This is a genomic window from Sulfitobacter sp. (genome assembly GCF_036960155.1).
Taxonomy (GTDB): Bacteria; Pseudomonadota; Alphaproteobacteria; order Rhodobacterales; family Rhodobacteraceae; genus Sulfitobacter.
On record NZ_JBALWB010000004.1, the window covers coordinates 65,309 to 91,477 of the forward strand.

Below are 26,169 nucleotides of genomic sequence, written 5' to 3' on the forward strand. Positions count from 1 at the left end.
TGGAAACCATTTATCTGCTGAGCGCGCTAAATATCTGTTGGCTCTGCGGTGCATTGGTTTTCATACTGTATATCAGTACGTTATCGTTGATATGCAGCACATGTATAAAGGGATCGATGAAGACATATATTGCGATCGAGGCGGCGATTTTCGCACTTATAACGCTACTGACAACTACGGCATCTGCACAAACGCGACAGTCATTGAAATCATGGATCACGGTACAATGCTGTGCTCGGGATATAACGGCAGCTATTTTGGCTTTGTCGAAGTGAATGACAAAAACGATTGGATGGGTCTCGATGTTGACCTGTGCCGCGCTCTGACGACGGTGATCCTTGGGGGGGGGCGACAAGGCGCAGATTGCACCCCTTATCTCAGGGTAACGGTTTCATGCGCTGCAGTTGGGCGACGTTAATGTCATCATCAAAGCCACGGGTTGCACAATGGGCCGTGACACCGAATTGGGCCTTCAGTTCAGCCTGCCGTATTTCTTTGGCGGTGCACCGGTCATGGCGCACGGGGATCTCGGAATTCCCGACGCTACAGGTCTTGAGGGCAGAACAGTATGTGTCCAAGCAGGCACCACAATCGAACGCATCATCGCCAACTATTTGCAGACCAATGGTGTCACCACAAATATCATCTCCTATGAAAGCACGGCAGAGCTACAGTCGGCCTATTTGGCAAACCTTGCGACGCATTTTCTGGCTGGGGCCGAACCTTGCAGTGTTGCGCGCTACAGAAACCGACAATCCTGACGCGCATGTCATTTAGAACGATCAACTGTCCAGCGAGCTGATTGCAGCGGCCCCAATTTTTTATTTGGGATGATAAATATGACAACGACCCCAGAACTGTGAACCAAAACCAAGTGCGGCAAGCCGATCATCCGGGTGGTCCTGACAACGATTGTATTGTTGGATGCGGCGTAGTGCGCAGATCAACCTTGCGGCATTGGGCATCAGATGTGGATTTGGAACGCGGAACTGTCTGGAACTACAGCTTTTCACTCGTCGAACATTCTATCATTGATCCCTATTCGCACACGTTTTTAATTGGCTTTGGCAATACGCTGCTATTAGGATTATTCTATCGACGTTTTGGGTTTGATCATCGGGACAACGCGGGATGCATACCATCCGGCAATCAATGCCGCAGCGACGGTCTATGTTTAGGAATTTTGATAAATTCCGACGATGTTACAGGCTGTTCTGCTCTATTCAGTGTTGATTCACTTTTCTGGCGCACAGCAGGCCGTAAACGTGCTGATAGGGTATTTGTCCCCAGCCGTGGATTGATAATGCCGGGCTTAAACCTGTCATTTGGCTTTGCGCTGGGGCTTTGTTGGCGGTCATTGCAATCGTCATTGTTTTGATCTTGCGGAAGGTAGGTTTCTGCGAGGGCTTGGGATTTGCGTGGGGTCATCTATTTGGCTGGTGGCTGCCGCAGCGGTCTTTTTACGCCCCGAAGCGGGGACGCTGCTATCTATTCCAACCCCTAAGGGGTTGCGATCTGTAGGGGCATCACTGTGCCAATTGAGCTGGTGGCCATGATCGTTTTGATCACGCAGCATGGCAGCGCCTACAGCGCCGAAGTTGTGTGCGGAGGGTTAAATCAGGTGCCGCGTGGGTTGACCGAAGCAGGGCAAGTGTTGGGAGCAAGCCGACGCGTCATTTGGAGGCGGATTAAGGTGCTAATGGCGCTCGACCCTTGCGAGCATCGTAATTGTCGCCATTATGATCTTGTCCTACTGTCGAGCCGCACGGAGTGCCAAGAGGCTGGCATGCCTTTGGATAGTCGGGTTTGTCACCCACTATCTGTTGATGAAGGGCAGACTGTTGGGGTGCGTCAGGTCAAAACCGATGGTTGGGGTGGCTTGTCGCTCAGGTCGTTTCTATTTTCGGCTGTGGTTTTGCTCGGCATGCCGAGGGGGTTAGGCCTTGCCTTGATGTGTCGTCCCGAGATGCCAGCAGTCCGGGTGTTTCGGGGCGGGTTTAAGAAATCCCAATGGGGCAGTTTGAAGCGGGAAAAGCGCTGGGATTGGGGTGTTGGGCCATCATGTTCCGGTTGATCTTGCCACAGGTGTTTAGCCATGCCTTGCCCAGCCCGATCAACATGGTTTTGGTGACGTTCAAGGAAACCGCGATTGCAATCATCATCGGGTTTTTCGATGTGCTTGCGTCGGCCAAGGCGGCGTTTGGCGTCGGCGAATGGTCGCCTCATTACCTTGAGGTCTATATCTTTGTGGCCGCGATTTATTGGGTGTATGTCTTATCACTCCGCCAGTACGGCGACTAGCTGACAGGCCGGATGGCGATTGCAGAACGTTAAGTTCTGCAGGCCGCCAACAGATGTTTTGAAGGGTGTGAGGCTGGGCTGTCTGCTCAGTCGATCACAACGCTACCTTTGGGGGTGTCCAGTGCAAATGACAGTGCGCTTGGGCCTTCAGTGACCTGCGCAAGGTGATCCACATTCAATATCTTTAGGATTGTGCGCAAGGCGTCTGGGTCTGGATGGCTTAGCTGAACTGCTGATAGGCGAACGTCCAGATTTTGTTGTCCCGTGCTTGGATGTGGGCCGGGGGACCATTCGATAAAGGCCGGCAGCAGACCGTTCATTGGCAGGTTGCCGTCTTTTGGCACAGTCAAACGCCACGAACGATCGCCACGGGTAAACAGAACTACTTCGCCCAGATCAACGGGGCTGGCGGCGATCACAGCGTCCAGATCATCGGTGCCAACAACCCAGGACAACGCACGCGGGCGATGGGCGAGGCGTGCTTGGGTTGCAGGATCATCCAGCGTGAACCACCGGACCCGACCGGGATCAGCAGGTGCATCCGGGTCAATTGCAATCAGCTCAAGAAAGCTCTCGTTGCCAGATTGCATGACACAGTTATGAGTGCTCATCGCGTCGTGCTTGCCACCGCGCGGAACGGACACGCCAAGGACGGCCTCCATGGCCTCAATCCCTTGTTCAAGGCTGTCTGCGCCAATGGCGAAATGGTCAATCTTATTATGCATTTGGGTCTCCGGTTAGGTGTTTAATAAGGGGAGGGCGGCGGCAACGTCCGCTTTGAGGGTATCAAGGTCTTCGAGACCGATATTGAACCGCACCAATTGGTCGCCTTCCGGCCACGGTGTTGCGTTTCTAACGGGCTTAACGGGCAAGACGAGGCTTTCGTAGCCACCCCAGCTGACGCCGATCCCGAAATGGTGGAGTGCTTCAACGAACGCGCGGATCTGGGCATCGCTACAGGGCTGAAAGACAATCCCAAATAACCCTGCGGCGCCTGTGAAATCACGTTTCCAATTGGCATGCTCGGGGCACGAGGCGAATGCTGGATGCAGCACGGTTTTAACCTTCGGCTGCCTGCCAAACCATTCAGCCATATCGCGACCCGCAAGGTCAAAATGCTCCATCGGCATTTTCAACGTGCGCAGTCCGCGCAGCGCTAGGAACACTTCCTGTGATCCGGATTTGTCACCAAAAGAAAAGGTGGTTTGACGGATTTTAACGCCAATACCGCAAGCAGGGCCTCAAGATCAAAGCTGGCGGAGTTGCCATAGCGTCCGAATATAGTGTCCCGCTGTCATATCGTTGATCGCGCGCCTTTTCAAAGGCCGTAAGCGTGTCGAAAACGACGGTTGTCCCCATTTTGACAGGAAAATTCACCTGTCTGGGTTCCTGTTTGGGTGAGCGACCTAATTGGACTAGATCGTTGCTTAAAATTCCGGTTTTTTGTGTCATGTTTATCTCTCGATGAACTCTATAGATTTCATGACAGTTGGAATTATGCGTGTCAATATACGGTAAATATGTGCTATATATTAGCACGATACATTGCGTAGGAGCATTAAGGTGAAAAAGACCACAGCCAGCCACTGGGGTGTTGGGGTTGCCACTGTCGAAAATGGCAAAGTAACCGATGTTCAAGGCCACCCTAACGACCCCGCTGCATCCGAAATCAACCGGAATATCCCAGGCAGTCTGCATGGGACGGCTCGCGTTTTGCGACCGGCAATTCGCAAAAGCTGGTTGGACGGGCAGGCGCATGCAGTGCCACGGGGGCAGGATGTATTTGTTGAGGTCAGCTGGGAACGTGCGTTAGACCTGATTGCCAAAGACTTAACCCGCGTTAAAAAGGATCACGGCAACCAGTCGATTTTTGCCGGTTCGTACGGATGGTCCAGTGCAGGCCGTTTTCACCATGCCCAAAGCCAACTGAAACGTTTCTTGAATACGCAGGGGGGGTTTACCCGCTCTGAGGGGAACTACAGCTATAACGCCGCGCTTGGGCTGATGCCTCATATTGTTGGCCCGTACCGAGCCCATGTGGCGCAGGCAACGCGCTGGGGTGTGATTGCAAAACACTCTGATCTGGTTGTGATGTTCGGCGGAATGGCAGAACGAAATACCCAAGTCAGCGATGGCGGGGTGGCGCGCCACCGCATGGCTGGAAACTTACAAGCCTGCGCAGATGCGGGCGTTGAGTTTGTGAACATATCACCGCTGCGCAGCGACGCATCAGATGTAGTGAACGCAGATTGGCTGCCTGCAATACCCGGTACTGATACAGCCTTTATGATGGGGCTTGCCCATACCCTGTTGATCGAAGGCCTGTATGATCAGGCGTTTTTGGACCGCTACACTGTAGGGTTTGCGCAGGTGCGCGACTACCTTTTGGGTGCGCAGGACGGCCAAGTCAAAGATGCCAATTGGGCGGCGGAAATATGTGAGGTCGACGCGGAGGAAATCAAAGCACTTGCACGTAAAATGGCGGCAGGGCGTACGATGGTCACTGTTGCTGCGGGTGTTCAACGTACGGATTTCGGCGAACAACCGTTGTGGATGGCGGTAACGCTGGCCTCTATGCTGGGTCAAATTGGCCTGCCGGGTGGCGGCTATGTCATCGGATACGGTGTAAACGCCAACATCGGAAATATCGAAAGGCCATTCCGCTGGGGGACATTGTCCCAAAGGGTTAATCCGGTGGCGGGTTTCATCCCTGTGGCGATGGTCACTGAAATGCTGATGAACCCCGGCGGCAATTACCAATATCAAGGCCAGACAAAAACCTTTCCTGATGCGCGGCTGGTCTGGTGGGCAGGCGGCAATCCTTTCCACCATCACCAAGATCTGAACAGGCTGCATGACGCATTTCAACGGCCCGAAACAGTGATTGTGAACGAAGTGAACTGGACCGCCACCGCGCGGCACGCCGATATCGTCCTGCCTGTGGCCATGGCTCAAGAGCGTATGGATTTTGGCGCAGGAAAATCGGACAACGCCCTTGTTCCCATGCCGCAACTGGTGGCACCAGCGGGGGATGCGCGGATCGAATATGAGGTCTACGCAGAATTGGCCACGCTATTGGGGAATGGAGACGACTTTACCGAGGGTAAAACGGCTGATGACTGGATCGAAAACATCTGGGAGGTCACGCGCACCCGGGCGGCTGAGGCGGGCGTAACCTTGCCGGAATGGGCCAGTTTCATAGAGGGTGATGTGATTGATGTGCCAGACCCCAGCCCTGAACAGGTATTCCTTGCGGAGTTCCGGGCCGATCCTGATACGCACCACCTGCCAACGCCAAGCGGCAAGATCGAGCTATTTTCTGAAACCATTTCCGGCTTTGATTTGGACGATTGCAAGGGGCAGGCGACGTGGTTCCCGGCCCGCGATGTGAGTGCAGGAAAACAGCAGCGCTATCCGCTTGCGATGTTGTCGGGCCAACCCAAGACGCGGCTGCACAGTCAGCTTGATAATGGCGCTTATAGCCTTAGTCACAAGGTGAACGGACGCGAACCAGTGCTTATTCATCCCAGCGATGCCGCCGCGCGGGGCATCTGCAGCGGTGATGTGGTTGAGCTGTTTAATGACCGCGGGCGGTGCCTTGCTGGTGCAAAGGTCAGCGACGAAGTGCGGTTTGGCTGTGTCTTTTTGTGGACAGGTGCGTGGTTTGACCCCGACTTTTCCGCTCAGCAATCGCGTGACCGCCATGGCAACCCAAATGTGCTGACCCATGACATGCGAACATCCTCCCTTACACAAAGTCCCGCCGCGCATTCCGCGCTGATTGAAATACACAAATTCGAAGGGCCAGTCCCCGCGATTACAGTGCATGAGCAACCTCGCTTTCAGTCCAGTGATGATACGGGTAAGGTGCTGTAACGGAGGACGAGATGACCACAGAGAGCGAAACGCCAAAAACCCCAAAACCGCCACGTGTCGATTCCACCTTGTCCAAGGGACTATCCATTCTGGAGAATTTGGCAGGATCAGCCAGTGGGAAAGGTGTGACCGAACTTTCAATTGAATTAGGTTTGACCAAATCCAATACCTTCCGTTTGCTGCAAACGCTTACGACACTTGGATATACAAAACATCTTGAGGACAAAACATACGGTGCCACGCTGAAAACTTGGCAAATTGGTCGCGCATCCGTCGAGAACCTGAACCTTCGTGAAATCGCGGCAAGCGAATTGGCATATCTGTCTCAGGAAACAGGTGAGACCGTCTATTTGGCTGTGCGGGAGAACCTCTCGGTGGTCTATATCGATAAAATCGAGAGCCAAAAACCGATCAGATCTTGGAATACAGTAGGGGGAATGGCGCCTCTGCATTGTGTTGGGACTGGTAAAGCGATCCTTGCGGCAGATTACAACACTTTGCGCGATCAGGTTGCCATGTCTTTAACCCAACATACCGAGCGCACAATTACCACGCTTGAGGCTCTGGACGCTGATGTGGCTGAAACGCGCAAACGCGGATTTGCGTATGACACCGGCGAATTTAGGGAGCGTATTCTGAGCTTTGGCGGGGCGATAACCCTGCCGAGCGGTGAAGCTGTGGGTGCGTTGGGCATTTCTCTTCCTGATGTCAATCTGACCGACAACGGCGCAGAAAAACTGGGCGGACTGGTGTACCACTCCGCCCAAAGCGTCAGCCGAAAGCTCAGTAAAGCTTGACGTCAGTCTTTCTTTTCTGGGAATTCTACAGGTCCGCCCTGTTTCTCCCAAGTTGAAAACCCTTCTTTTAGGTGGGCGGCATCAAAACCCATGTCCTGAAGGGTGGCTGTGGTAATGGCTGAACGCCATCCAGATGCACAATGGAAGACGAATTTTTTGCCGTTTTGTGCGAAGATGTCCTTGAAATACGGGCTATCTGGGTCGATCCAAAATTCGATCATGCCGCGTGGTGCATGAAAACTGCCAGGAATATAACCGCTCCGCTGACGTTCACGGACGTCCCGGATATCAATCACCACAACGTCTGGATCGTCTAACATTGCAATTAGATCGGGTGTTTCGATTTCTGTGATCCGCGCGCGAGCGTTCTGAACCATCTGTTCAGATGAAAGTTTCAGGGCCATTTTACACCTCGTGTTGATATGTGGAACAATTATATCGTATATTGACACGATATATCGACTATTGCAACCTCGTCTCAGGGTGCTTCGGCACAGCAAACCAACGGGGTCATCTGATCATGTCAGTACAGGACGCAATCTCACTCTGGGACGCAACATCAACAGAAGGCGACTATTCGGCACCTATGCCAAATGACGTTTCAGTTGACGTTGCCATCGTCGGGGGGGGCTTTACAGGGCTATCTACTGCGCTGCATTGCGCTGAAAAGGGTCTATCAACGCATGTAATTGAGGCCGAACATATCGGTTATGGCGGGTCGGGTCGAAACTGTGGTCTTGTAAATGCCGCGCTTTGGGTGCCGCCACAGGATGTGCGTAAAATGCTTGGACCCGACTATGGTCCACGCTTTATCAAGAAATTCGGCAGTGGCCCTGACTATGTTTTTTCGTTGATCGAAAAACACCAAATCCGTTGTGAAGTCACCAAAACAGGTACAATCCATGCCGCGCACTCCCCAAAGGGGTATCGCGATTTGCAAGGTCGCCATGCGGAGTGGCAACGCCTTGGCGAACCTGTTGATCTGTTAAGCCGAGAAGAGATTTCTGAAATGATCGGTACGGATCATTTCCACGGCGGTCTGGTTGATCAGCGGGCTGGAACGCTTAATCCGATGGGCTATTGTCGGGGCTTGGCACGCGCGGCGCGCGGCGCTGGGGCTGAAATAAGTACTGGTGTTCGTGCCAAAAAGCTGCGGCGCGACGGCGATGTTTGGAAGGTCGAAACCGACCAAGGCACCGTAACGGCCAAGGCCGTTGTTCTGGGCACAAATGCGTATACCGATGATCTGTGGCCGGGGCTGTCGCAGATTTTTACATTAATCCACTATTTCCAACTGGCGACCAAACCATTGGGCCCCGAAGCCGCCAAAATCCTGCCGGGCAAACAAGGGCTTTGGGACACGGGCCAAATCATGTTCAACATCCGGCGCGATTCCTATGACCGCCTGCTTGTTGGGTCCATGGGCAAGGTCCATGGCAGCAAGGATCGCGGTCTGTCGCACCGCTGGGCGAAAAAGCAGATCGCGCGGATCTTTCCGTCGCTTGGCCCTGTTGAATTTGACGAGGCATGGCACGGGAAAATCGCGATGACCCCAGATCATTTGCCGCGCATTCATGAATTGGACACCAACCTGTTTACGCCCATCGGGTATAACGGGCGCGGGATCACCACGGGCACAATGTTTGGGGAAACGATGGCCGGCTTGCTTACGGGCATGGACCGTGCCGACCTTCCGCTGCCAATGACCAGGATGACAGCAGTGCCCTCTGCACCATTTGTGTCTCGCATCTATCAATCAGCCTTTGCTGCAAATCAAATTCTCAAGAGCATCTGACCCATGAAAAATTCAATGACCCGCGTTGGTGTGGATATTGGCGGCACCTTTACGGATGTGGCGCTTGCGCATCCAGGTGGCATGTCGACCTGCAAGGTACTGACAAACTACAGCCAACCTGAACAAGCTATTCTAGACGGGATCGGCATCGCAGCCGAGCAGGCGGGGATCGAACTAAGCACAATCAGTCAGGTGATCCACGGTACAACCCTTGTGACCAACGCATTGATTGAACGGCGTGGTGCCAAGCTGGCATTTATCACCACTGAGGGCTTTCGTGATGTTATCGAAATGCGGTCCGAAAACCGGTCTGAGCAATATGACCTGAACCTGACATTGCCCGAGCCGATGGTTCCGCGTGAGGACCGCCTGACCTTGAGCGAACGTATGGGACCAAATGGAGAGGTCTTGTTGCCGCTTGATCCGGCGGATGTCAGTGCAATTGTTGATGTTGTTTTGGCTGGCGGATATGAGGCGGTGGCGATCGGCCTGATGCATTCCTACGCAAATGACGCCCACGAAGTACAAATGGCCCAAGCATTGCGCGCGGCCAAACCTGATTTGCCTGTTTCGCTTTCTTCGGTGATCTCACCGCAAATGCGCGAATTGCCCCGCTTTAACACCGTGATTGCAAACGCTTACGTCCAGCCACAGGTTGCGGACTATTTGGGCCGTTTGGTAACGCGCTTGCGTGAGGCCGATGTTACGGCTCCTGTGTTTATGTTGCACTCTGGGGGTGGACTTATCTCTGTTGAGACAGCGTCAGAACAACCTGTGCGTCTGCTTGAATCCGGTCCGGCAGGGGGCGCTATTTTTGCGGCCGATTTTGCACGGGCACATGGGCTGGACAAGGTATTGTCCTTTGACATGGGCGGCACCACCGCCAAGATTTGCCTGATTGAAGATGGCGCGCCCAAGACCGCCAATACGTTTGAGGTCGCGCGGACCTACCGTTTCAAAAAAGGGTCAGGCATGACCGTTTCCACCCCCGTGGTTGAGATGGTCGAGATCGGTGCAGGCGGGGGGTCGATTGCCTCGATTGATACGCTTGGCCGTATTCAGGTTGGTCCGCGTTCCGCGGCCTCGGAACCGGGGCCTGCGTGTTATGGCAAGGGCGGGGAAGAGCCCACGGTTACAGATGCAAATCTGTTGTTGGGGCGGCTTGACCCCGAAAATTTTGCTGGCGGTACGATCCCTTTATCTGTTGAGGCATCCCAAAAGGTTGTCTCGGCAAGCCTTGCAGATGCCTTGGTTATCGACGCCAGTGAGGCCGCCTTTGGTGTGACCGAAATGGTTGATGAAAACATGGCCAATGCGGCGCGTGTCCATACGGTAGAGAATGGTCGTGACATTGAACATTTCACGATGATTGGTTTTGGCGGCGGCGCGCCACTGCACGCTTGCCGTTTGTGTGAAAAACTGGGTATTCGCGAATTGCTGGTGCCACCGGGGGCTGGGGTTGGATCTGCCATCGGGTTCCTGAAGGCGCCATTTAGCTATGAGGCAAGCCAAGGTTTGTTCCAGCGGATTGATGCTTTTGATGCTCAGGCTGTGAATGCGACGTTGAAAGATCTTGAGGCAGAGGCCCGCAGTTTTGTTGATAAAGGTGCAAAAGGTGCCGAGACCACAACCAAGCTGACGGCGTTTATGCGTTATGCGGGGCAGGGATGGGAAATTCCGGTGCCGTTGGACTATGTAATATTTGCCCAATAGGATGCCGCAGCTATCAAATTGGCATTTGAGGCGGCCTATCAGACATTGTTTGGCCGGACCATTGAAGGGTTGGCAATCGAAATTACTAACTGGTCGCTGGTTGTGGCCTCTCTGTTGCCTGATGTAGCACCCGCCACGCGCCATGATAGGGGCGCAGATGTTACCGCGCTGCGGACCCGCCAGTTCTATGACGCCGCACTGCGCCGTATGGTTGATGCACAAGAAGTAGATCGCAGCGCGATGACTGCAGGCCAAGCGGTCGAAGGTCCGGCGGTGATTATTGAAACCGAAACCACAACCATTGTCACATCTGCCTACTGCGCGATCGGGCAGGGCGATGGCAGTTTGCTTTTGCGCCGCAAGGAGGCCGTGTGATGACCCCGACAGATATCGACTATCAGATCATGTGGAACCGCCTGATTGCGGTTGTCGAAGAACAAGCCACCACACTTATCCGGACCGCGTTTTCAACCTCGGTTCGGGAGGCGGGCGATCTATCGGCAGGCCTGTTTGACCGCCAAGGCCGCATGATGGCGCAGGCTGTCACGGGGACGCCGGGCCACGTAAATGCAATGGCTGAAAGCGTCACACATTTTGTGCGTGAAATCGGATCACAGAACATCTTTGACGGGGATGTCTTTATCACCAATGATCCTTGGCTTGGCACGGGGCACTTGCATGACATTACGGTTGTCTCTCCGGCCTTTCGGGGTGGGCAACACATCGGATTTTTTGCCTGCACGGCGCATGTGGTTGATATTGGCGGACGCGGCTTTGGCCCTGATGCGAATGAAGTCTACGAGGAAGGCCTACTGATCCCGATTATGAAGTTCGCAAATCGGGGTGAGGTTGGCCAGGATTTGATCCGCTTGGTGCGCGCCAACGTGCGTGAACCTGATCAAGTTGTTGGTGATTTGTATTCTTTGGCGGCCTGTAACGCTGTTGGGGATCGCCGTTTGCAAACAATGATGGGCGAATTTGGCATTGCCGATCTGGACGGCCTTTCCGATTTTGTAATCGAGACGAGCCGCAAGGCAACTCACGCGGCGATTTCAGAAGTGCCAGATGGCAGTTTTAGCCACCAAATGCAGGTTGATGGCTATGATGCTCCGGTTCTTATGGTGGTGCAGTTGGATATTGCTGGTGACCGGATCAAAGCGGATTTTGCAGGCACTTCAGGCATGAGCCGCTTTGGCGTGAATGTGCCCGAAGTCTACACCCGTGCCTATGCTTGTTACGGTTTGAAATGCGCCATTGCGCCGGATGTGCCAAACAATACAGGCTCCCTAGAACCGTTTGAGATTACCGCGCCTGAAGGGTGTATCCTAGCGGCGCGCCGCCCCGCACCTGTTTCGGTTCGCCACGTATTGGGGCACCTTGTACCCGATGTCGTGTTGGGGGCGTTGCACAAGGCACTGCCTTCAACGGTGCCTGCTGAGGGGGCGAGCGCCTTATGGAACATCCAGATTTCAGCACGCCCAAGTGACCCGCAAAGCGATCTACGCAATGCGGAGGTTCTGATGTTTAACTCTGGTGGCACTGGTGCGCGTCCCGCGTTTGACGGGCTGTCGGCGACGGCCTTCCCATCTGGTGTTTCGACCATGAGCGTGGAAGCAACAGAGCATGTCGGACCAATTACCGTTTGGCGCAAGGACCTGCGTGAAGGGTCTGGCGGTGCTGGCACCTTCCGGGGTGGATTGGGCCAGATCATCGAAATCGAACCACGTGAAGGATATAATTTCTATTTCAACGCCATGTTTGACCGCGTCGAAAACCCGGCACGGGGGCGTGATGGGGGTGGCTCTGGTGCCGCTGGACGGGTTGAGCTGAGTGATGGCACAAAATTACGCAGCAAGGGGCGTCAGTTGATTGAAAACGGACAACGTTTACGGCTTAGCCTGCCGGGCGGCGGCGGATACGGAGCGCCCCAAGCACGTGATACAACACTGATCAAAAAGGACCTGAGAGCAGGCAAAATCACACCTGCGCAGGCCGAAGAAGACTATGGATATAAAGGATAAAACGATGGGCGATAAACCTTTGGCACTTATCACGGGCGCGGCGCAAGGCATTGGATATGCCTGTGCAGAAGCTTTGGCAGAAGATGGCTACGGTGTTATTCTAGCTGACATCAATGAAGACGGCGTGATGGCGGCGGGCAAAGCATTGGGCGCGGTTGCTTCTTATGCATGCGATTTGGGTGACACTGCCCAGATCATTGCCATGTTTGACGTTATAGCAAAGGATCACGGCGTTGTGGCGGCGCTGGTCAATAATGCAGGGGTCGCCATGCCCGGTGATTTCCTGACCTATGATTTGGCGGATTTTGAACGGGTGATCGATATCAACCTGCGCGGCGTGTTTACCGCAACGCAATTGGCTGGGCGCGCCATGGTCGAACACGGCATTGAGGGGGCCATCGTCAATATGTCCTCGGTGAATGCTCAGCTCGCCATTCCCGCAATTCCAGCCTATTGCGCCTCAAAGGGCGGTGTGATGCAGTTGACCAAGGTTGCGGCACTGGCGCTTGCCAAATACAACATTCGCGTGAATGCGGTTGGGCCCGGTTCAATTGATACCGAGATGATGGCAGGCGTAAATGCCAACCCCGATGCCTTTAAAACGGCCATGTCACGCACCCCATTGGGACGTGCAGGCAGCGCGCGTGAGGTCGGGGATGTGGTTGCGTTCTTATGTTCAAAAAAGGCCAGCTATGTCACCGGCGAGACGATCTATGTTGATGGTGGTCGCCTTGGTCTGAATTACACCTGTTAGGAAGCATCGACATGTCGCGTTACGAAGAAACCTATCAAGACTGGCAAGATGATCCCGTGGCGTTCTGGGCCAAAGCCGGAGAGCAGATCGACTGATTCACGCCTGCAACGGCTGTATTTAACCCGGATAGCGGGGTTTATGGACGCTGGTTTGATGGAGCGACATGCAACACTTGCTACAACTGCGTAGACCGCCATGTCGATGCGGGGCATGGCGCGCGCACAGCGCTGATCTATGACAGTTCAGTCACGGGCAGTCAGGCCACCTATACTTATGCAGAGCTGCGGACGCAGGTCGGAGCCTTGGCATCGGTGTTGCGCGGCCTTGGTGTTACAAAAGGTGATCGTGTGGTGATCTATATGCCCATGGTTGCACAGGCCATATTTGCGATGCTGGCCTTTGCACGGTTGGGGGCTGTGCATTCCGTGGTGTTCGGTGGCTTTGCGGCGCAGGAAATGGCGACGCGGATTGATGATGCCGCGCCGCGGGTGGTGATTTCGGCATCTTGCGGGATCGAACCTGCCCGCGTTGTCGCGTATAAACCGCTGTTGGATTAGGTAATTGAGCTGTCACAGAACAAGCCGGATCATTATGTGATCCTTCAACGTGACGCGCAAGCCTGTGATCTGATCGAGGGACGCGATGTCGATTATGCGCACGCGGTGGATGCTGCCATTGCGGCGGGCGAAAGCGCGGAATGTGTGCCCGTGGCGGCGACTGACCTGCTCTATATTTTGTATACCTCTGGCACGACGGGCCAACCTAAAGGTGTGGTGCGTGACAATGGGGGCCATATGGTCGCCCTGAAATGGACGATCGAGCATCACTACGGGATAAAACCGGGTGAGGTTTTCTGGGCGGCCTCTGATGTGGGATGGGTCGTGGGCCATTCCTATATCTGCTATGCACCGCTGCTGCACGGTGCGACAATATTGGTGTTTGAAGGCAAGCCTGTTGGAACCCCCGATGCCGGAGCATTCTGGCGTGTCCTGCAAGAACACAAAGTGGTTGCGATGTTCGGTGCGCCAACGGCCTTTCGCGCAATTAAAAAAGTCGACCCGACAGGTGCATTGATCGCGGACTACGACTTTAGTAATTTCCGCACGCTTTTTCTGGCTGGTGAACGCTCTGATCCTGCAAAGGTTGAATGGCTTCAGGGCAAGTTGAACCGGCCTGTGATTGACCACTGGTGGCAGACTGAAATGGGTTGGCCGATGTCGGGCAATCCCGTTGGCCTTGGGGCATTTCCTGTCAAATTGGGATCACCCGGCAAACCGATGCCGGGGTATGACATTCGTGTTTTAGATGATGATGGCCACGATGTACCTGCCGGAACGCTGGGCAATATTGTTTGCAAACTGCCTCTTCCGCCCTCAGGCTTTCCAACACTTTGGAACGCGCCTGAACAGTTTATGTCATCCTATATGGAGGAATACCCCGGGTTTTACGCCACATCTGACGCGGGCATTATTGATGAGGACGGCTATGTCTTTATCATGGCGCGGACCGACGATATCATCAATGTCGCCGGACACCGTCTGTCGACGGGGGCAATGGAAGAGGTCATTGCACAACACCCTGATATTGCTGAATGCGCAGTGGTTGGCAAAGCAGATCCACTAAAAGGCCAGATGCCTTTGGGCCTGTTTGTGACCAACGACGGGGCAGGGCGCGCCGAGGCTGATCTGGAGCGCGAATTGGTTCAACTTGTGCGGGCCAAGATCGGGGCGGTGGCCACCTTTAAACACGCGGTAGAGGTTAAGCACCTTCCTAAAACGCGGTCAGGCAAGGTCTTGCGGGGGACAGTCCAGAAAATTGCGGGTAACGCGGCCTATAAAATGCCAGCCGCTATTGATGATTCCGACATTATAGATGAAATTACTCAAGCCCTGAATACGCGCAATCTAATCGGAGACGTGACATGATTAAACGCCAACACACCAACCAACGGATGAGTAAGATCGTTACTCATAACGGTACAATTTATCTTTGTGGTCAAGTCGGCGCTGGGGAAGACATTGCAGAGCAGACCGCCGATTGCCTCAGCCGGATTGATGCATTGCTGACTGAGGCAGGATCAGGACGCGAGCATATCTTGCAGGCCATCATCTGGCTGTCGGATATGAAGTATTTTGCACAAATGAATGAGGTCTGGGATGCATGGGTGCCAGAGGGCCATGCGCCTGCGCGCGCTTGTGGTGAGGCAAAACTGGCCCGTGAAGCGCTTAAGGTCGAAATTATCATCACTGCCGCTTTACCGTCTGCGGATTGAAGGAGACATGCTCTGGCTACCGCTGTTGAGATGAAAAGCGTTTAGCTGATCGCGTGGCCTTTTGGGATGCATGAGAGAATATAGTAGAGAACGACTCCGAGAGCCTTTTTACGCCCCGAAAAGCCTCTGGACATGGGGTTTTTGGAAATATTCCTCACGCATTGTTGGGGCTAAAAGAGCCACTAACGTTCAGCGCGTTGAGCACCATGGGAGCGACCACTACATACTCCATTTGTAGTGTTGAATATGTCTGTATCAGACAGAAAAACCGCGCGGACTATTGAACCATCAACTGCTGGGATATGAACTCACCATGAAAGTACTTTATTGCTCGGCAATTTTTCTTGCTATGGTCTGTCTTTGTTTTGCCTTCCTAAATGCGTATGACTTCTTTTTTCGCAGTGACTTGCCTTGGAAAGAGGGTGACTTCAGGGCGGTCATGCTGCGGTGTATTGGCGGCGCAGTGTTGTTTGCTGCGACGGCAATTTTTGTGCGTAACATGTTGAAAAAGAATCTCTAAACCTTGTGGCTCTTGGCTCAAGGAAGGCGTTAGGGGCGAGTTGAGCGCACCAATTTACTAAGGTTCACTGGCAACTTGGAACTCGAAGCAGCGTATTGGCTTGACGTTATTTTCCAACCCCCATCGATGTACTTTAATATTGAGAGAGCTGGATAAGAGTTCTGTATCTCCATCTGATCGGTAATCAACCGTGTCTCGTGGCCTGCACTAATTGTCTCATCGTCAACAAACCTTGCAATTGCACAGTGTCTTGCAAAATCTCGAATGTTTTCGAGGGCAAGATTGTGTCTTGTTTTATCAAATATGACAGCAAGTTCTTCTTCGGTAGCGATGGAGAATTGAGCATCAAATGTTTCTACTAAATGGGGTAGTGCGAAATAGGATGCGTAGGCACTGAAGTTATTTTCATTGAGCGCAAATCGTATTTTCTCTAATAACCCTTGATAGATTGATCGAGCCAGTTCTTCACTATTGTTCAAGGTTCGACCCTCGCAGCATTGCTGGGTAAATTGGGTGTATCGATGGAAGCCTTTGCGGCCATCCAGATGGGGCCGTAGGGGTTAATATCCAACCATTCTAGAGCATCATTTTTGCGTTCAAATATCTTGATCGACATTAATTTTTGACCCGACATTAAGGATGAAAACATACGGCAAACCCCATAGCCTAAGCTTGAAGGAGCGTACATGGCTACACGAACGGGTTCATCAACGGGGCCGTACTTGCGCAGATAAAAATTACGCAAAGTAAAGACATCCATAAAACGGGCTTTTGCGTCGGTTAAGGCCTCCAAGTCAATGAGCTGACTTTGCTCCAAAGAGAATAATGGATCATCTAAATAGTTACGTGCTAAATCACGTAACTCTGCGAGGTTTGTTGAACCTGATATCGTCACATACTTCAAATTCAGAGAGTCGATAATTTCATATTTGGCAGCCATTTAGGAGATGCCTCTGAAAATGTTTAGAATATGAAGTCTCCATTCGAATTGAGTACGTGCCTTCTAAGCAGACGCTTAATGTGGGTTGTCATATACAGTGTTTTACTTAGATTTCCAAGAAATCAGAACTACTTTGTGTCTGCAAGTGTGTGGGGTCAATTCTCTCTACTGAAAGAACGGTTCCCTCCGAAGTTTGATAGATGGTTGAGGCGCTGCAACATGCTAATTTTATTCGACTTATTAGCAGCGAACCGTGCCTGAACCCATGGTGTGTCACACCTGAATTATTCATTTGTGCCTTTGCGCAAGATTTTTTCATATGGTTGCTTAAGTAAGAACGTAACATGTGAATATCAATTCAACTGGCCTGTTCGGCTGTCGGTATTTTTGTCGTAACCCGACTGTCTGACGTCAGCACCTAAGGGCCCAAATATCGATATTTGATAAGAGGGTGTTCTTGGCTCACCTAAACCACTGAGGAGTAGAAGTTGAGACAGACAATTTGGCACATTTAAACAAGCTATGGTGAGAAAATCGTCAAAGACATCAAACGGGCGATCTGCAAGCATCAATCATCTAAAGAGAAGATTTGCATCGACATGGATGACCCGTAGTGTCGTTCCCAAGAGGTTGCTCTGTTGTCATCGCCATTGATGAGTTGGCCGCTACATCTTTCAGCTATTCAACTGATTTGCGGCGCCAAAGAATGAATAGTCCAGAAAAGACAATCAGGCCGGACCCAACTATCATTGCAGTGCTCAGTTGTTCATCAAACAGTATAACACCTAGCGTGATCCCAAAGAGCAACCTTGTGTATCTGAAAGGCGTCACAGCAGAGACCTCGCCAGTGCGCATCGCTTTCATGAGGCATGAATATGCGGCGACGCCTGCCACAACCGCCCCAATTAGAAAAAAAGAAATGCGAATGTCGGGTGCTACGAATGATTTCCCTTGCCAGACTGAAAACGCCGCCCCCGCAACCACAATAGATAGGAAACCATAAAGGCCGAGAATAGATGTACTGAGCGTGGCAGGTGCAGCACGGCTTGCTAAATCGCGACCAGCAAAACCGATCATGCCGACAATCGCCAAAATCGATAACATCGAAAAACTGTTGGTCCCGGGTTGAACAATGATGATGACGCCAACCAGACCGATAAAGATTGCAGACCATCTGCGCCATCCGACTTTTTCTCCAAACACCAAGGCGGCACCTGCAACGACAACCAAGGGCGTTGCTTGCAAGATCACAGTCGCGGATGACAACGGTGTTAAAGCAATGGCGAGGACATAGAATAGGCGGCCGAATATTTCGAAGATTGCGCGTATGCGCATTGGCCTGGAGACAACATCATTAATGAACAAGGGCTCATTGTTCAGGCGCGCCAAACAGGCGAACGCCACGGCCCCGCCCAAACCGAAGAAGATCAAGACTTGGCCGACGGGCAGCGTAACAGACGCCGCTTTGACGAACGCGTCTTCGATCGCAAAAATGGCCATCGCTGCAACCATCCAAATGCTGCCAAGCAGGTTTGCTTTGCGATCAATTGCAACGTTTGCGATCATTTGCGTTCCGATACAGACGTCAGATTGGTCGACACCTAATGCATCGCTTTTCACTCCCAAGAGTGGCTTGAACTAGTGACGTAAACGTTCTGTGCAGTCAATCTGGACACATCACAACCAGCAACAGGTTTGCTTTTAACAAACGGATGCAAAGCCCACACAGCTGACTGCTGCGCTCTTCGCAACAAAAATCCACTATCGGCGCACTTGATGGACGTTGGTGTGCTAAACGTCTAATAATCACTTTCAACCCAAAGCGGACATAGCTTCAAAACTCAGCTGCCAAAATACGCCGCAATGTCATTCGTCGAGTGTCAGTTTGCCGCAAATGCTGTTCGTTTGAGTGTTTCGCAGCGTTCAAATGACCCTTAAGAAACCAACAGCACCAGTAAGTACTGTCTGAAAGCGCTCAATAAGGTCTATGATTTCGGGATTAACCAATGGTCTGCCTTTTCATTAGGAATGAAAGAGAAGGATGCATCGCGCCGATTGATTATGTAAAAGCCTAACTTAATGAACGGCATTCACTCAAAATACCGGACCAGCGGGCTGGCTGAACGAAAGATATCAACTAATTGCTCAATCACGTCGTCTTCCAGTAAAAGCGCATCTGGCAGGTCCTTGCGGCACCCTAAGCCGACCATTTTTAAATACTTCGCGGCCGGATCGTTATTGTCAAAACCGTCTGGAACAGTATTCAGGGCTTTGCGTGTGACAATCCCGTCTGAAAATACCTCTTTGAATTCTGGATCGTTCACGAGTTCTTTAAATCCCTGCAGGTCGTCAACCAGACGTGCGCGCAGGCTTGCAAGTGTCGCCTTTGAGGGATGGAAAAGCCCAGCCCCTGCGTGGCAATTTCCGGGTTCGATATGCAGGTAATATCCGACATCCTCAGATGGGTTGCCCGCATTGGCGAATACGTCAACATCCGTGCGGTACAAGCCGGGCCCGACACGATCACGCGCTTCCTGAAAGAACTTGGAATAACTTTGCTTTGGTTTGATCCTTGCGTCAGCCACGTTATGGTCAAAACGATCCGCATAATCATGGAGTGTCGTCGCGATTCCCGTAAAATTGCGCAAAGCGTCGTCACGTCCCTCGCGGTGTGCATCCATCCAAACCTTGCGGTTGTTCGTTGTAAGATCTGCAAGGAACGTAAATGTCTCTGGCTCAACCATATCCGCAGCTCCTGAATTGCAGCAGTCACGAGGCGTGTCTGCGTTTGCGTAGCACCATTGTAAGATCGTTTGGTGCCAAGGGCTATGAGTTTGTGAATTTCCGCCCCGGACTTAAAGGTCCGCTGATCGAAAACCGGCAGAAATTTGTCGATACAATCGAATGACAGCGTTAGGTCGTTCGCGTTCTTCGACGCAACGGACGGATGTCGGACCTTTGTTGCAAGATGACACATTGGGATTGAGGTGTTGCAGCTGGCCTTCTTTGGAACGGGGAGGTTGCTCGATTTGGTCCGTTCCCTTACCGAAAGAATCACTGAACTAACCCAAGATCATGGCGTCGAACGACGTGCATTGTGTCTGTAACGAAGACAAATTGGCGCTGTTTCACACATTGAGCGCGGCGCACGGACAGCTTTTGTGAAATTAGTGAAAAATACCAAGAATAGACACCTTAGGACAATTTGCGTGATAGAGATGCGGAATTATTCAGTCGCCACTATGCACATCATTAATTACCTGAGGTATCCGCATGCCAATTGACCCAACTGCACCCGTTACAGGAAGCGAAAACGGCGACACGATACAAGGTACTGATGGTGCAGATACACTGCTGGGGCTTGGTGGAGACGACAGCCTTGTTGGGGATCTGGGGGACGATTCATTGGTGGGTGGCAGCGGCAACGATACGCTGCGCGGTGGCTACGGAGACGATACACTTGAAGGCGGCGACGGAGACGACGAGATTGAGGGCCTGTACGGCAATGATGTGATCGACACCGGCGCGGGCAACGACCATGTTTTTGGTCGTGATGGGGATGACCTTATTTATGGCCGCGAGGGCGACGACCATCTGATTGGCAGCATGGGCACGGATACTGTCTATGGTGGCGCGGGCAATGACGTCTTAGCGGGCAGCCAAGGTAACGATGAAATCCATGGCGGTGACGGAAATGATCTAGCGTTCATCGGCGTATTCGAAGATTCTGACCGGATTTTTATGGATGCGGGCAATGATTTTGTTGACGGTGACTCTGCGGGATCGTCGTTTTATGCCGAAGGCGGGTCGGGTAACGACACGTTGAACGCTGGCGTTGGCGATGACACGCTTTTGGGCGGCAGTGGCAATGATGTTTTGAGCGGTGGCAGCGGCAACGACACGCTTTCTGGCGGCGGTGACGATGACGTTGTTTCGGGTGGTGATGGTGACGATGTGTTCATCGTACAGGACGTGCCGGGCAGTCTGCTGATTACTGATTTTGGCGCCAATGGCGCGGCGGACCTGATCGATCTATCTGAGCTTGCTGGCTATGATACAGCCGAGGCAGTTTCCTCTCAGATGACGTTTGGACCATTCCAGACTACATTGAATTTGGATGTCACGGGAGGTTCTCTTGTCATTACAATTCATCATGAAAGCCCCCTTACAGCAGAAAATCTGGGTCTTTCTGGCGCATTGGCGGGCACGGACACTGGCGAAGGCCCGACCGAGTTTGGCGGTGGTGGCGATGGCGGTGGTTCGGGCGGTGATCCGGATGACACGAGCATGGATACCTTTGTACTTGAGGGGCCAGACGCAGGGTATTTCCTTGTAGACGCGGACGACGGTTCAATCAGTAATATCGACTGGTTCACGCCGCAATACAGTGAGGTCTGGGATGCCAATAGCGACCGCACCTATGAAGTCTCCGTTGTTGAGCGTGACACTGATGGGGTCGAAATAGACCGCAGCAATCTTGAACTGGTCGTCACCCAAACGGGCGTGTCGTGGTTCGATGCTGATAATGGCGAGATGATAGGTGAAGAAACCCTGACGGGTGGCAACGGCGAGGACACTATCGACGGCGGCGGTGATACTGGTGGCGACGGAACCGTATATACCCTTGCAGGCGCAGACGCAGGTGTTTTTACCGTTGATGCGACAACAGGCGATCTGGCCTATCAAAATTGGTTTACGCCCAATTATGACGAAGTTTGGGACATGGACCGCGATCATATCTACGAAGTGTCCGTCATCGGAACGGATGCCGATGGCGTCGAAATTAGTGCGCAACACCTGGAGCTTGTCGTCAGCGAAACTGATGCCGTTTGGCAAGATGCTGTGATCGATGATGGAACAGGCGATGGGGGCGGCGAAACGGACGATGGCGAGCCGGGTGAAGATACCTATGCTGGCGACAACGTTGATGGTGTGACCTATTCACTGACCGGGGATGATGCTGCGATTTTTGTCATCGATCCAGATACTGGCGATGTCTCCTATCAAAATTGGTTTACGCCCAACTATGACGAAGTTTGGGATGCGGACCGAGATCATATTTATGAAGTGTCCGTTGTGGGCACCGACGCGAATGGTGATGAAGTTAGCCGACAGGGCATCGAGTTGGCCGTAAGCGAAACAGAAGTCGTATGGCAAGAAGCGGTTGAGGGCGAAAACCCCGATGACGGGGACGGCCCCACTGATCCCACCGCAGACGACAACACCTTTGCTGGCCCAAACGTTGATGGTTTGACCTATACGCTCATTGGTGAAGACACAGGCGTTTTTGTGATAGATGCTGATACGGGTGATGTGTCCTACCAGAATTGGTTTAATCCCAATTTTGACGAGGTCTGGGATATGGACCGCGATCACATCTACGAGGTGTCAGTCATTGGCGCTGATGCGGATGGTATCGAGGTCAGCCGGCACGACATTGAGTTGGTCGTGACGGAAACAGAAGTGCTGTGGCAGGACGCAGGCGCACCTCCTGTCGATCCTGAAACGCCTGAGGAGCCTGTCGTTGCGGCACCCTACCTGAACGGTGTTGTTGATATTGATTTACTCGAAACCTTTGATGCTGCGGCGGACCTCTATATCGATGCTCAAGGCAATTCCAGCGCACCAATTTTCGACGGATCGATTGATTGGCATTCTAGCGTCCATGGACATCTTGCTAATGTCGCAGCTTTTGAGGCGACTGGTGATCAAGCAGGCTTGCAGGCCTTTGCGGATGAACGTTTTTCAACCGAAGATGTTCAAAGTGAAATCGAGCTGAATTTTGACGATCCGTACGGCTGGGCGTGGCTTTTGAAGTTGGACACCAAGCTGCAGGACAATGGCATCGACAATTTGGCTCCCGCCGGAGAGCATTTTGCCGCCGAGCTTGAAGCAGATCTGGTTCAGCAAATAGCAAACGGTTCCTCCAATCTGGGGGACGGGTCCTATAATGATGCAAACTGGAAAGTCGCGAACCTCATCCAATATGCACAACATCAAGGAGATACCGAAGCTGAGGCACGGTATTTGGATATCTTTGATCAAATACAGGCCGATACAGATGTGAATGGCGACACTTCAATCGCGGAGGGTGATTTCTTTTCGTCGCTATCCCTGTCTGCCTATGCTCATGTGACTGCCGGATCGACAGACACGCAATTGTACCAGGATATTCACAACCAAATGCTGGAAAGTGTGACCGACGGATCGCTCGATGCGTTGTTGGATACCGAAGGCGCCCGTCTGGACGCTGGGATTGGGTTCTCGCATTCCGCAGGTATCGCAATTTCATCTGCTTACGGGTATTGGGCGATGTTTGTTGAGACGGAGAACCCCGCATTTCATGACGCTTACTCCAATGTTATGGAGTGGACGGAAACCTATGCTGCTGAAATGGGCGAAAGCATCGGACCAGGTCATTGGCTGCCGAATTTTGCGTCCTTCGGAGCGGACCTACCTGATCAAATTCCAGTCGATGACCCGGACGGGAGTTTGACCGCAGAAATAGAAGACTGGCAGGCGACTGGTTCTAACCCCGTTGATCCTGAAGAACCAACTGTGCCAGAAGTGTCGGATCTGGTGCTGACTGGTGGCGCAGGTGATGATGAACTTACAGGCGGTGCTGGCGATGACGTACTGGATGGTTCGGGCGGAAAAGACACGCTGGATGGCGGGGCAGGTGATGACACGCTGCTGGCCGGGTTTGATGATGGCACCGGGGATGTCTTTATTGGTGGTTCGGGCAACGACACCTATGACATCGAGAATTCCCCAGTCAGCGCTTTCGATTTTAACATCGATCTTGCCGCTGGATCGGATCAACATGGCAACATCTATACGGGAATAGAAAATATATTGGCTGGCGGCGGAGATGATACGCTTGTTGGGGACGCTGAGGACAACTTGCTCAATGGTGGCAGCGGCAATGACGTGTTGAGTGCTGGTGCAGGTAATGACACGTTGACTGGCGGATCCGGTGACGACATCTTTTCTGTAACCGCCGAAGCAGGCGCATTGCAGATCACTGACTTTGGGTACAACGCAGAGGTTGATCAAATTGATGTCTCAACATTGGGGTCGATATTTTCAGACCCCGCAGAATTGATGGAAGCGCTGAGCTTTGATGGAAGCGTAACCACCTTCAACCTCGACATAGGAGACGAAAGCAGGTTGGTCACCATTCAATCCGAAGAAGAACTTGAGGAAGAAGATTTCCTGTTCTGAACAAGTTAATCCGCGGGCACGGTTTTATTATTTGGCAACAAAAATAGATCGCGTTTTTAGTTCAAGACGCTGAGGTCTTCTTGATATTGTTTTCTGTGAACAGTGGTTCTTTTCGCGTCTATCTTAGGCGATATCTCCTGCGCGGCGCAGTTCCTCAATCAATTGTATGAATGGTCGCGTGCATGGCTTGCAGATGGTGGATGGCGATAAGCCATCCTTCTAACAATTCATGGCAATCCTCATAGCGCCTCAAGCGTGCGTCTGCTGGATCAACATTGTGGCTCTGCGCTGGGAAAGTACCTCTGCGGTCGAACAATAAACCGTTAGCGAACCAAGTTATGAACCCGCGGACGAACTGCGGGTACACATCGCTACCTATTGGCGCCCCTGTTCAGATTTGTAGAACACGCCTGCCAAGGTCGGAATTATCAGCACGGATTTCTGCGCATAGCTGCCGTTGATGCAAATGGCGTCTAACGGCAGCTCCCAGCCCAAAGCAGACCCACTGTCTTCGATGCTAATTTGCGACAGCCGACCTTCGCTGCGCAGGTCGCGAACTAACACAATGCGGGACTTTCCGGACTTTTGCAGGCGCAGCTATTGCTCACGCAGAAAACCCTCGCATCTGCGGCATGGCTGTTGCTGCGTTGCAGCCCATGCCGCCGAAGCAGTCATTGAACCCCGCCAAGAAACACCGAATCCAATCCGCCCTTTCGCTGCGATCGGTTTCAACAACCGAGGCACGGACGCAGTATGGATCAGCTGCCTGTACGCCAACGGACTGTTCCGGTCATCGCAACTGAACTGTTCCGTGAGCGTCGAATACACGCCTTTGCGTCATCGGTAGATTCGTGGGTTACGGATACCCCAATCAGAAAAGAGATCCGGGAGAATTGTTCCGAATTTATCCATTGTTCCCTTGGGGTCAATCGCTTGAGCAGAATTGCTTCCAAATACCGTCGCAATATCACCAATCCGGACATGGGGGATCTCAGTCACATCAGCGACGATGGAATTCATTGAAATCTTTCCTAGAACAGGAGCCAGCTTATCGCAGATCAGGACGGTACCACGACCCTTCGCAATTCGGCTGTACCCAGCGGCGTACCCGATTGAAATACATGCCAGACGGCGGTCTGAATCTAAGCGGCTATCGCGGTCATAACCCACGGTAGCCCCCTTGGGGTAAACGCCCACGTGAACCACATTTGCCTTCAACTCCATGGTCGGACGAAATCCCAATTCAGAGTTCAGAATGCCGTAAAGGATAGCGCCACATCGATACATATCCGTTTCAACCCTTTCTCCCGAAAGGAGTGTGAGAGTGCTTCCTGCATGGACGAGAAGCTCTGAACGGTTCAGGTCACTGTTGTCACAGACCCATGCTACTTCCTGCTTGAACAGGTCCGAACTGCGCTTAAGGCCTGCAGGTTCATTTGTGGAGAAATGGGTAGAGATACCAACGATATTCTGGCCAATTTCATCAAGGATTTCCCAGCAGTTTTTCTGACCGACAGTCGTTGAAATATCCAGCCCATCGCGAGACATACCACCTGCGTTGAGGGCGAGGTGAACACGGGAATGTGCGAGCCCACTACCCAGGAGTCTGCGCAACTGCTTTGCAGCCCAAAGTGAGCCCACCTGCTCTTCAACATGGTCAGGAAATGCGGCTTCTATTTCCTGTGGCGTAGCCGCGCGAAGGCGGATCAATGTGCCCGAGAATCCACTATCCCGTACAGAGCGCGCCTCCGCGTTAGAGGTAATGCCAACGCAGGTTATTTTTTGTTCCGAAAGCAACGGCACAATGCGACTGATGCCATGCCCGTAGGCATCAGCCTTCATAACTGCGCAGAATGCAGCGCCTTTGGGCAGAAGTCCGAGGGTCAGCTCCAGGTTCTTTGAGACGCGGTCAAGGTGGATTTCACACCATGAGCTTGGGATGGGATCCGCTGACAT

21 protein-coding genes and 1 pseudogene are annotated in these 26,169 nt (G+C 52.6%); 13 read left to right on the forward strand and 9 right to left on the reverse strand.

The window, feature by feature from the left end:
* The first annotated feature begins 100 nt into the window (after positions 1-100).
* The 3 genes from V7775_RS11740 (at position 101) to V7775_RS11750 (ending at position 2,301) form a co-directional block, all read left to right on the forward strand.
* A complete protein-coding gene (locus V7775_RS11740; RefSeq protein WP_335752089.1) occupies positions 101-418 on the forward strand; it encodes a hypothetical protein in 318 nt (105 codons plus the stop codon).
* A 28-nt stretch (positions 419-446) separates the two neighbouring features.
* Complete coding sequence (locus V7775_RS11745) at positions 447-761, forward strand: hypothetical protein (RefSeq protein ID WP_335752090.1); 315 nt, start codon at positions 447-449, stop codon at positions 759-761.
* A 1,249-nt stretch (positions 762-2,010) separates the two neighbouring features.
* On the forward strand, positions 2,011-2,301 hold the full coding sequence (locus V7775_RS11750; RefSeq protein WP_335752091.1) for an ABC transporter permease subunit: 291 nt from the start codon (positions 2,011-2,013) through the stop codon (positions 2,299-2,301).
* 86 nt (positions 2,302-2,387) lie between these two features.
* On the opposite strand, the gene V7775_RS11755 is transcribed toward V7775_RS11750, so the two are convergent.
* Positions 2,388-3,026, reverse strand: a complete 639-nt coding sequence (locus tag V7775_RS11755) for a VOC family protein (RefSeq protein WP_335752092.1) — start codon at positions 3,024-3,026, stop codon at positions 2,388-2,390.
* 12 nt (positions 3,027-3,038) lie between these two features.
* On the reverse strand, positions 3,039-3,527 hold the full coding sequence (locus V7775_RS11760; RefSeq protein ID WP_335752262.1) for a PLP-dependent transferase: 489 nt from the start codon (positions 3,525-3,527) through the stop codon (positions 3,039-3,041).
* Between the two features lie 337 nt (positions 3,528-3,864).
* Between V7775_RS11760 and V7775_RS11765 the strand changes: the two genes are divergently transcribed.
* Positions 3,865-6,177 (forward strand): molybdopterin-dependent oxidoreductase, encoded by a 2,313-nt coding sequence (locus tag V7775_RS11765; protein WP_335752093.1) that lies wholly within the window; start codon positions 3,865-3,867, stop codon positions 6,175-6,177.
* Positions 6,178-6,188: 11 nt separating this feature from the next.
* Entirely contained in the window at positions 6,189-6,974 is a 786-nt protein-coding gene (locus V7775_RS11770; protein ID WP_335752094.1) for an IclR family transcriptional regulator, read from the forward strand.
* 2 nt (positions 6,975-6,976) lie between these two features.
* On the opposite strand, the gene V7775_RS11775 is transcribed toward V7775_RS11770, so the two are convergent.
* Positions 6,977-7,378 carry a rhodanese-like domain-containing protein gene (locus tag V7775_RS11775; protein WP_335752095.1) on the reverse strand — a complete coding sequence of 134 codons (402 nt, stop codon included), beginning with the start codon at positions 7,376-7,378 and terminating at the stop codon, positions 6,977-6,979.
* A gap of 116 nt (positions 7,379-7,494) precedes the next feature.
* Between V7775_RS11775 and V7775_RS11780 the strand changes: the two genes are divergently transcribed.
* The 7 genes and pseudogenes from V7775_RS11780 (at position 7,495) to V7775_RS11810 (ending at position 15,529) form a co-directional block, all read left to right on the forward strand.
* The gene (locus V7775_RS11780) at positions 7,495-8,769 is read left to right on the forward strand and encodes an NAD(P)/FAD-dependent oxidoreductase (RefSeq protein ID WP_335752096.1); all 1,275 of its coding nucleotides are present in this window, start codon (positions 7,495-7,497) and stop codon (positions 8,767-8,769) included.
* A gap of 3 nt (positions 8,770-8,772) precedes the next feature.
* On the forward strand, positions 8,773-10,482 hold the full coding sequence (locus tag V7775_RS11785) for a hydantoinase/oxoprolinase family protein (protein WP_335752097.1): 1,710 nt from the start codon (positions 8,773-8,775) through the stop codon (positions 10,480-10,482).
* An 18-nt stretch (positions 10,483-10,500) separates the two neighbouring features.
* On the forward strand, positions 10,501-10,857 hold the full coding sequence (locus V7775_RS11790) for a hypothetical protein (RefSeq protein WP_335752098.1): 357 nt from the start codon (positions 10,501-10,503) through the stop codon (positions 10,855-10,857).
* Positions 10,857-12,503: a hydantoinase B/oxoprolinase family protein gene (locus V7775_RS11795; protein ID WP_335752099.1), complete on the forward strand. Its 1,647-nt coding sequence runs from the start codon at positions 10,857-10,859 to the stop codon at positions 12,501-12,503. The genes V7775_RS11790 and V7775_RS11795 overlap by 1 nt, the downstream gene beginning before the upstream one ends.
* 4 nt (positions 12,504-12,507) lie before the next feature.
* On the forward strand, positions 12,508-13,257 hold the full coding sequence (locus V7775_RS11800) for an SDR family NAD(P)-dependent oxidoreductase (RefSeq protein WP_335752100.1): 750 nt from the start codon (positions 12,508-12,510) through the stop codon (positions 13,255-13,257).
* Positions 13,258-13,268: 11 nt separating this feature from the next.
* Positions 13,269-15,182: pseudogene (locus tag V7775_RS11805) on the forward strand (AMP-binding protein).
* Entirely contained in the window at positions 15,179-15,529 is a 351-nt protein-coding gene (locus V7775_RS11810) for a RidA family protein (protein WP_335752101.1), read from the forward strand. Before V7775_RS11805 ends, V7775_RS11810 begins: the two are co-directional and overlap by 4 nt.
* 549 nt (positions 15,530-16,078) lie before the next feature.
* Here V7775_RS11810 and V7775_RS11815 read toward each other — a convergent pair.
* From V7775_RS11815 to V7775_RS11830, 4 genes are all read right to left on the reverse strand, one after another.
* Positions 16,079-16,528: a hypothetical protein gene (locus V7775_RS11815; protein WP_335752102.1), complete on the reverse strand. Its 450-nt coding sequence runs from the start codon at positions 16,526-16,528 to the stop codon at positions 16,079-16,081.
* Entirely contained in the window at positions 16,525-16,989 is a 465-nt protein-coding gene (locus V7775_RS11820) for a hypothetical protein (protein ID WP_335752103.1), read from the reverse strand. The genes V7775_RS11815 and V7775_RS11820 overlap by 4 nt, the downstream gene beginning before the upstream one ends.
* Before the next feature lie 678 nt (positions 16,990-17,667).
* Entirely contained in the window at positions 17,668-18,555 is an 888-nt protein-coding gene (locus V7775_RS11825) for a DMT family transporter (protein ID WP_335752104.1), read from the reverse strand.
* Between the two features lie 524 nt (positions 18,556-19,079).
* Complete coding sequence (locus V7775_RS11830) at positions 19,080-19,733, reverse strand: DUF2461 domain-containing protein (RefSeq protein WP_335752105.1); 654 nt, start codon at positions 19,731-19,733, stop codon at positions 19,080-19,082.
* A gap of 529 nt (positions 19,734-20,262) precedes the next feature.
* Between V7775_RS11830 and V7775_RS11835 the strand changes: the two genes are divergently transcribed.
* Complete coding sequence (locus V7775_RS11835) at positions 20,263-24,213, forward strand: DUF2891 family protein (protein ID WP_335752106.1); 3,951 nt, start codon at positions 20,263-20,265, stop codon at positions 24,211-24,213.
* A 375-nt stretch (positions 24,214-24,588) separates the two neighbouring features.
* Here V7775_RS11835 and V7775_RS11840 read toward each other — a convergent pair whose 3' ends face one another.
* A complete protein-coding gene (locus tag V7775_RS11840) occupies positions 24,589-24,777 on the reverse strand; it encodes a hypothetical protein (protein WP_335752107.1) in 189 nt (62 codons plus the stop codon).
* A gap of 273 nt (positions 24,778-25,050) precedes the next feature.
* Positions 25,051-26,169, reverse strand: coding sequence for an alanine racemase (locus V7775_RS11845; protein WP_335752108.1), 1,119 nt, complete (start codon positions 26,167-26,169; stop codon positions 25,051-25,053).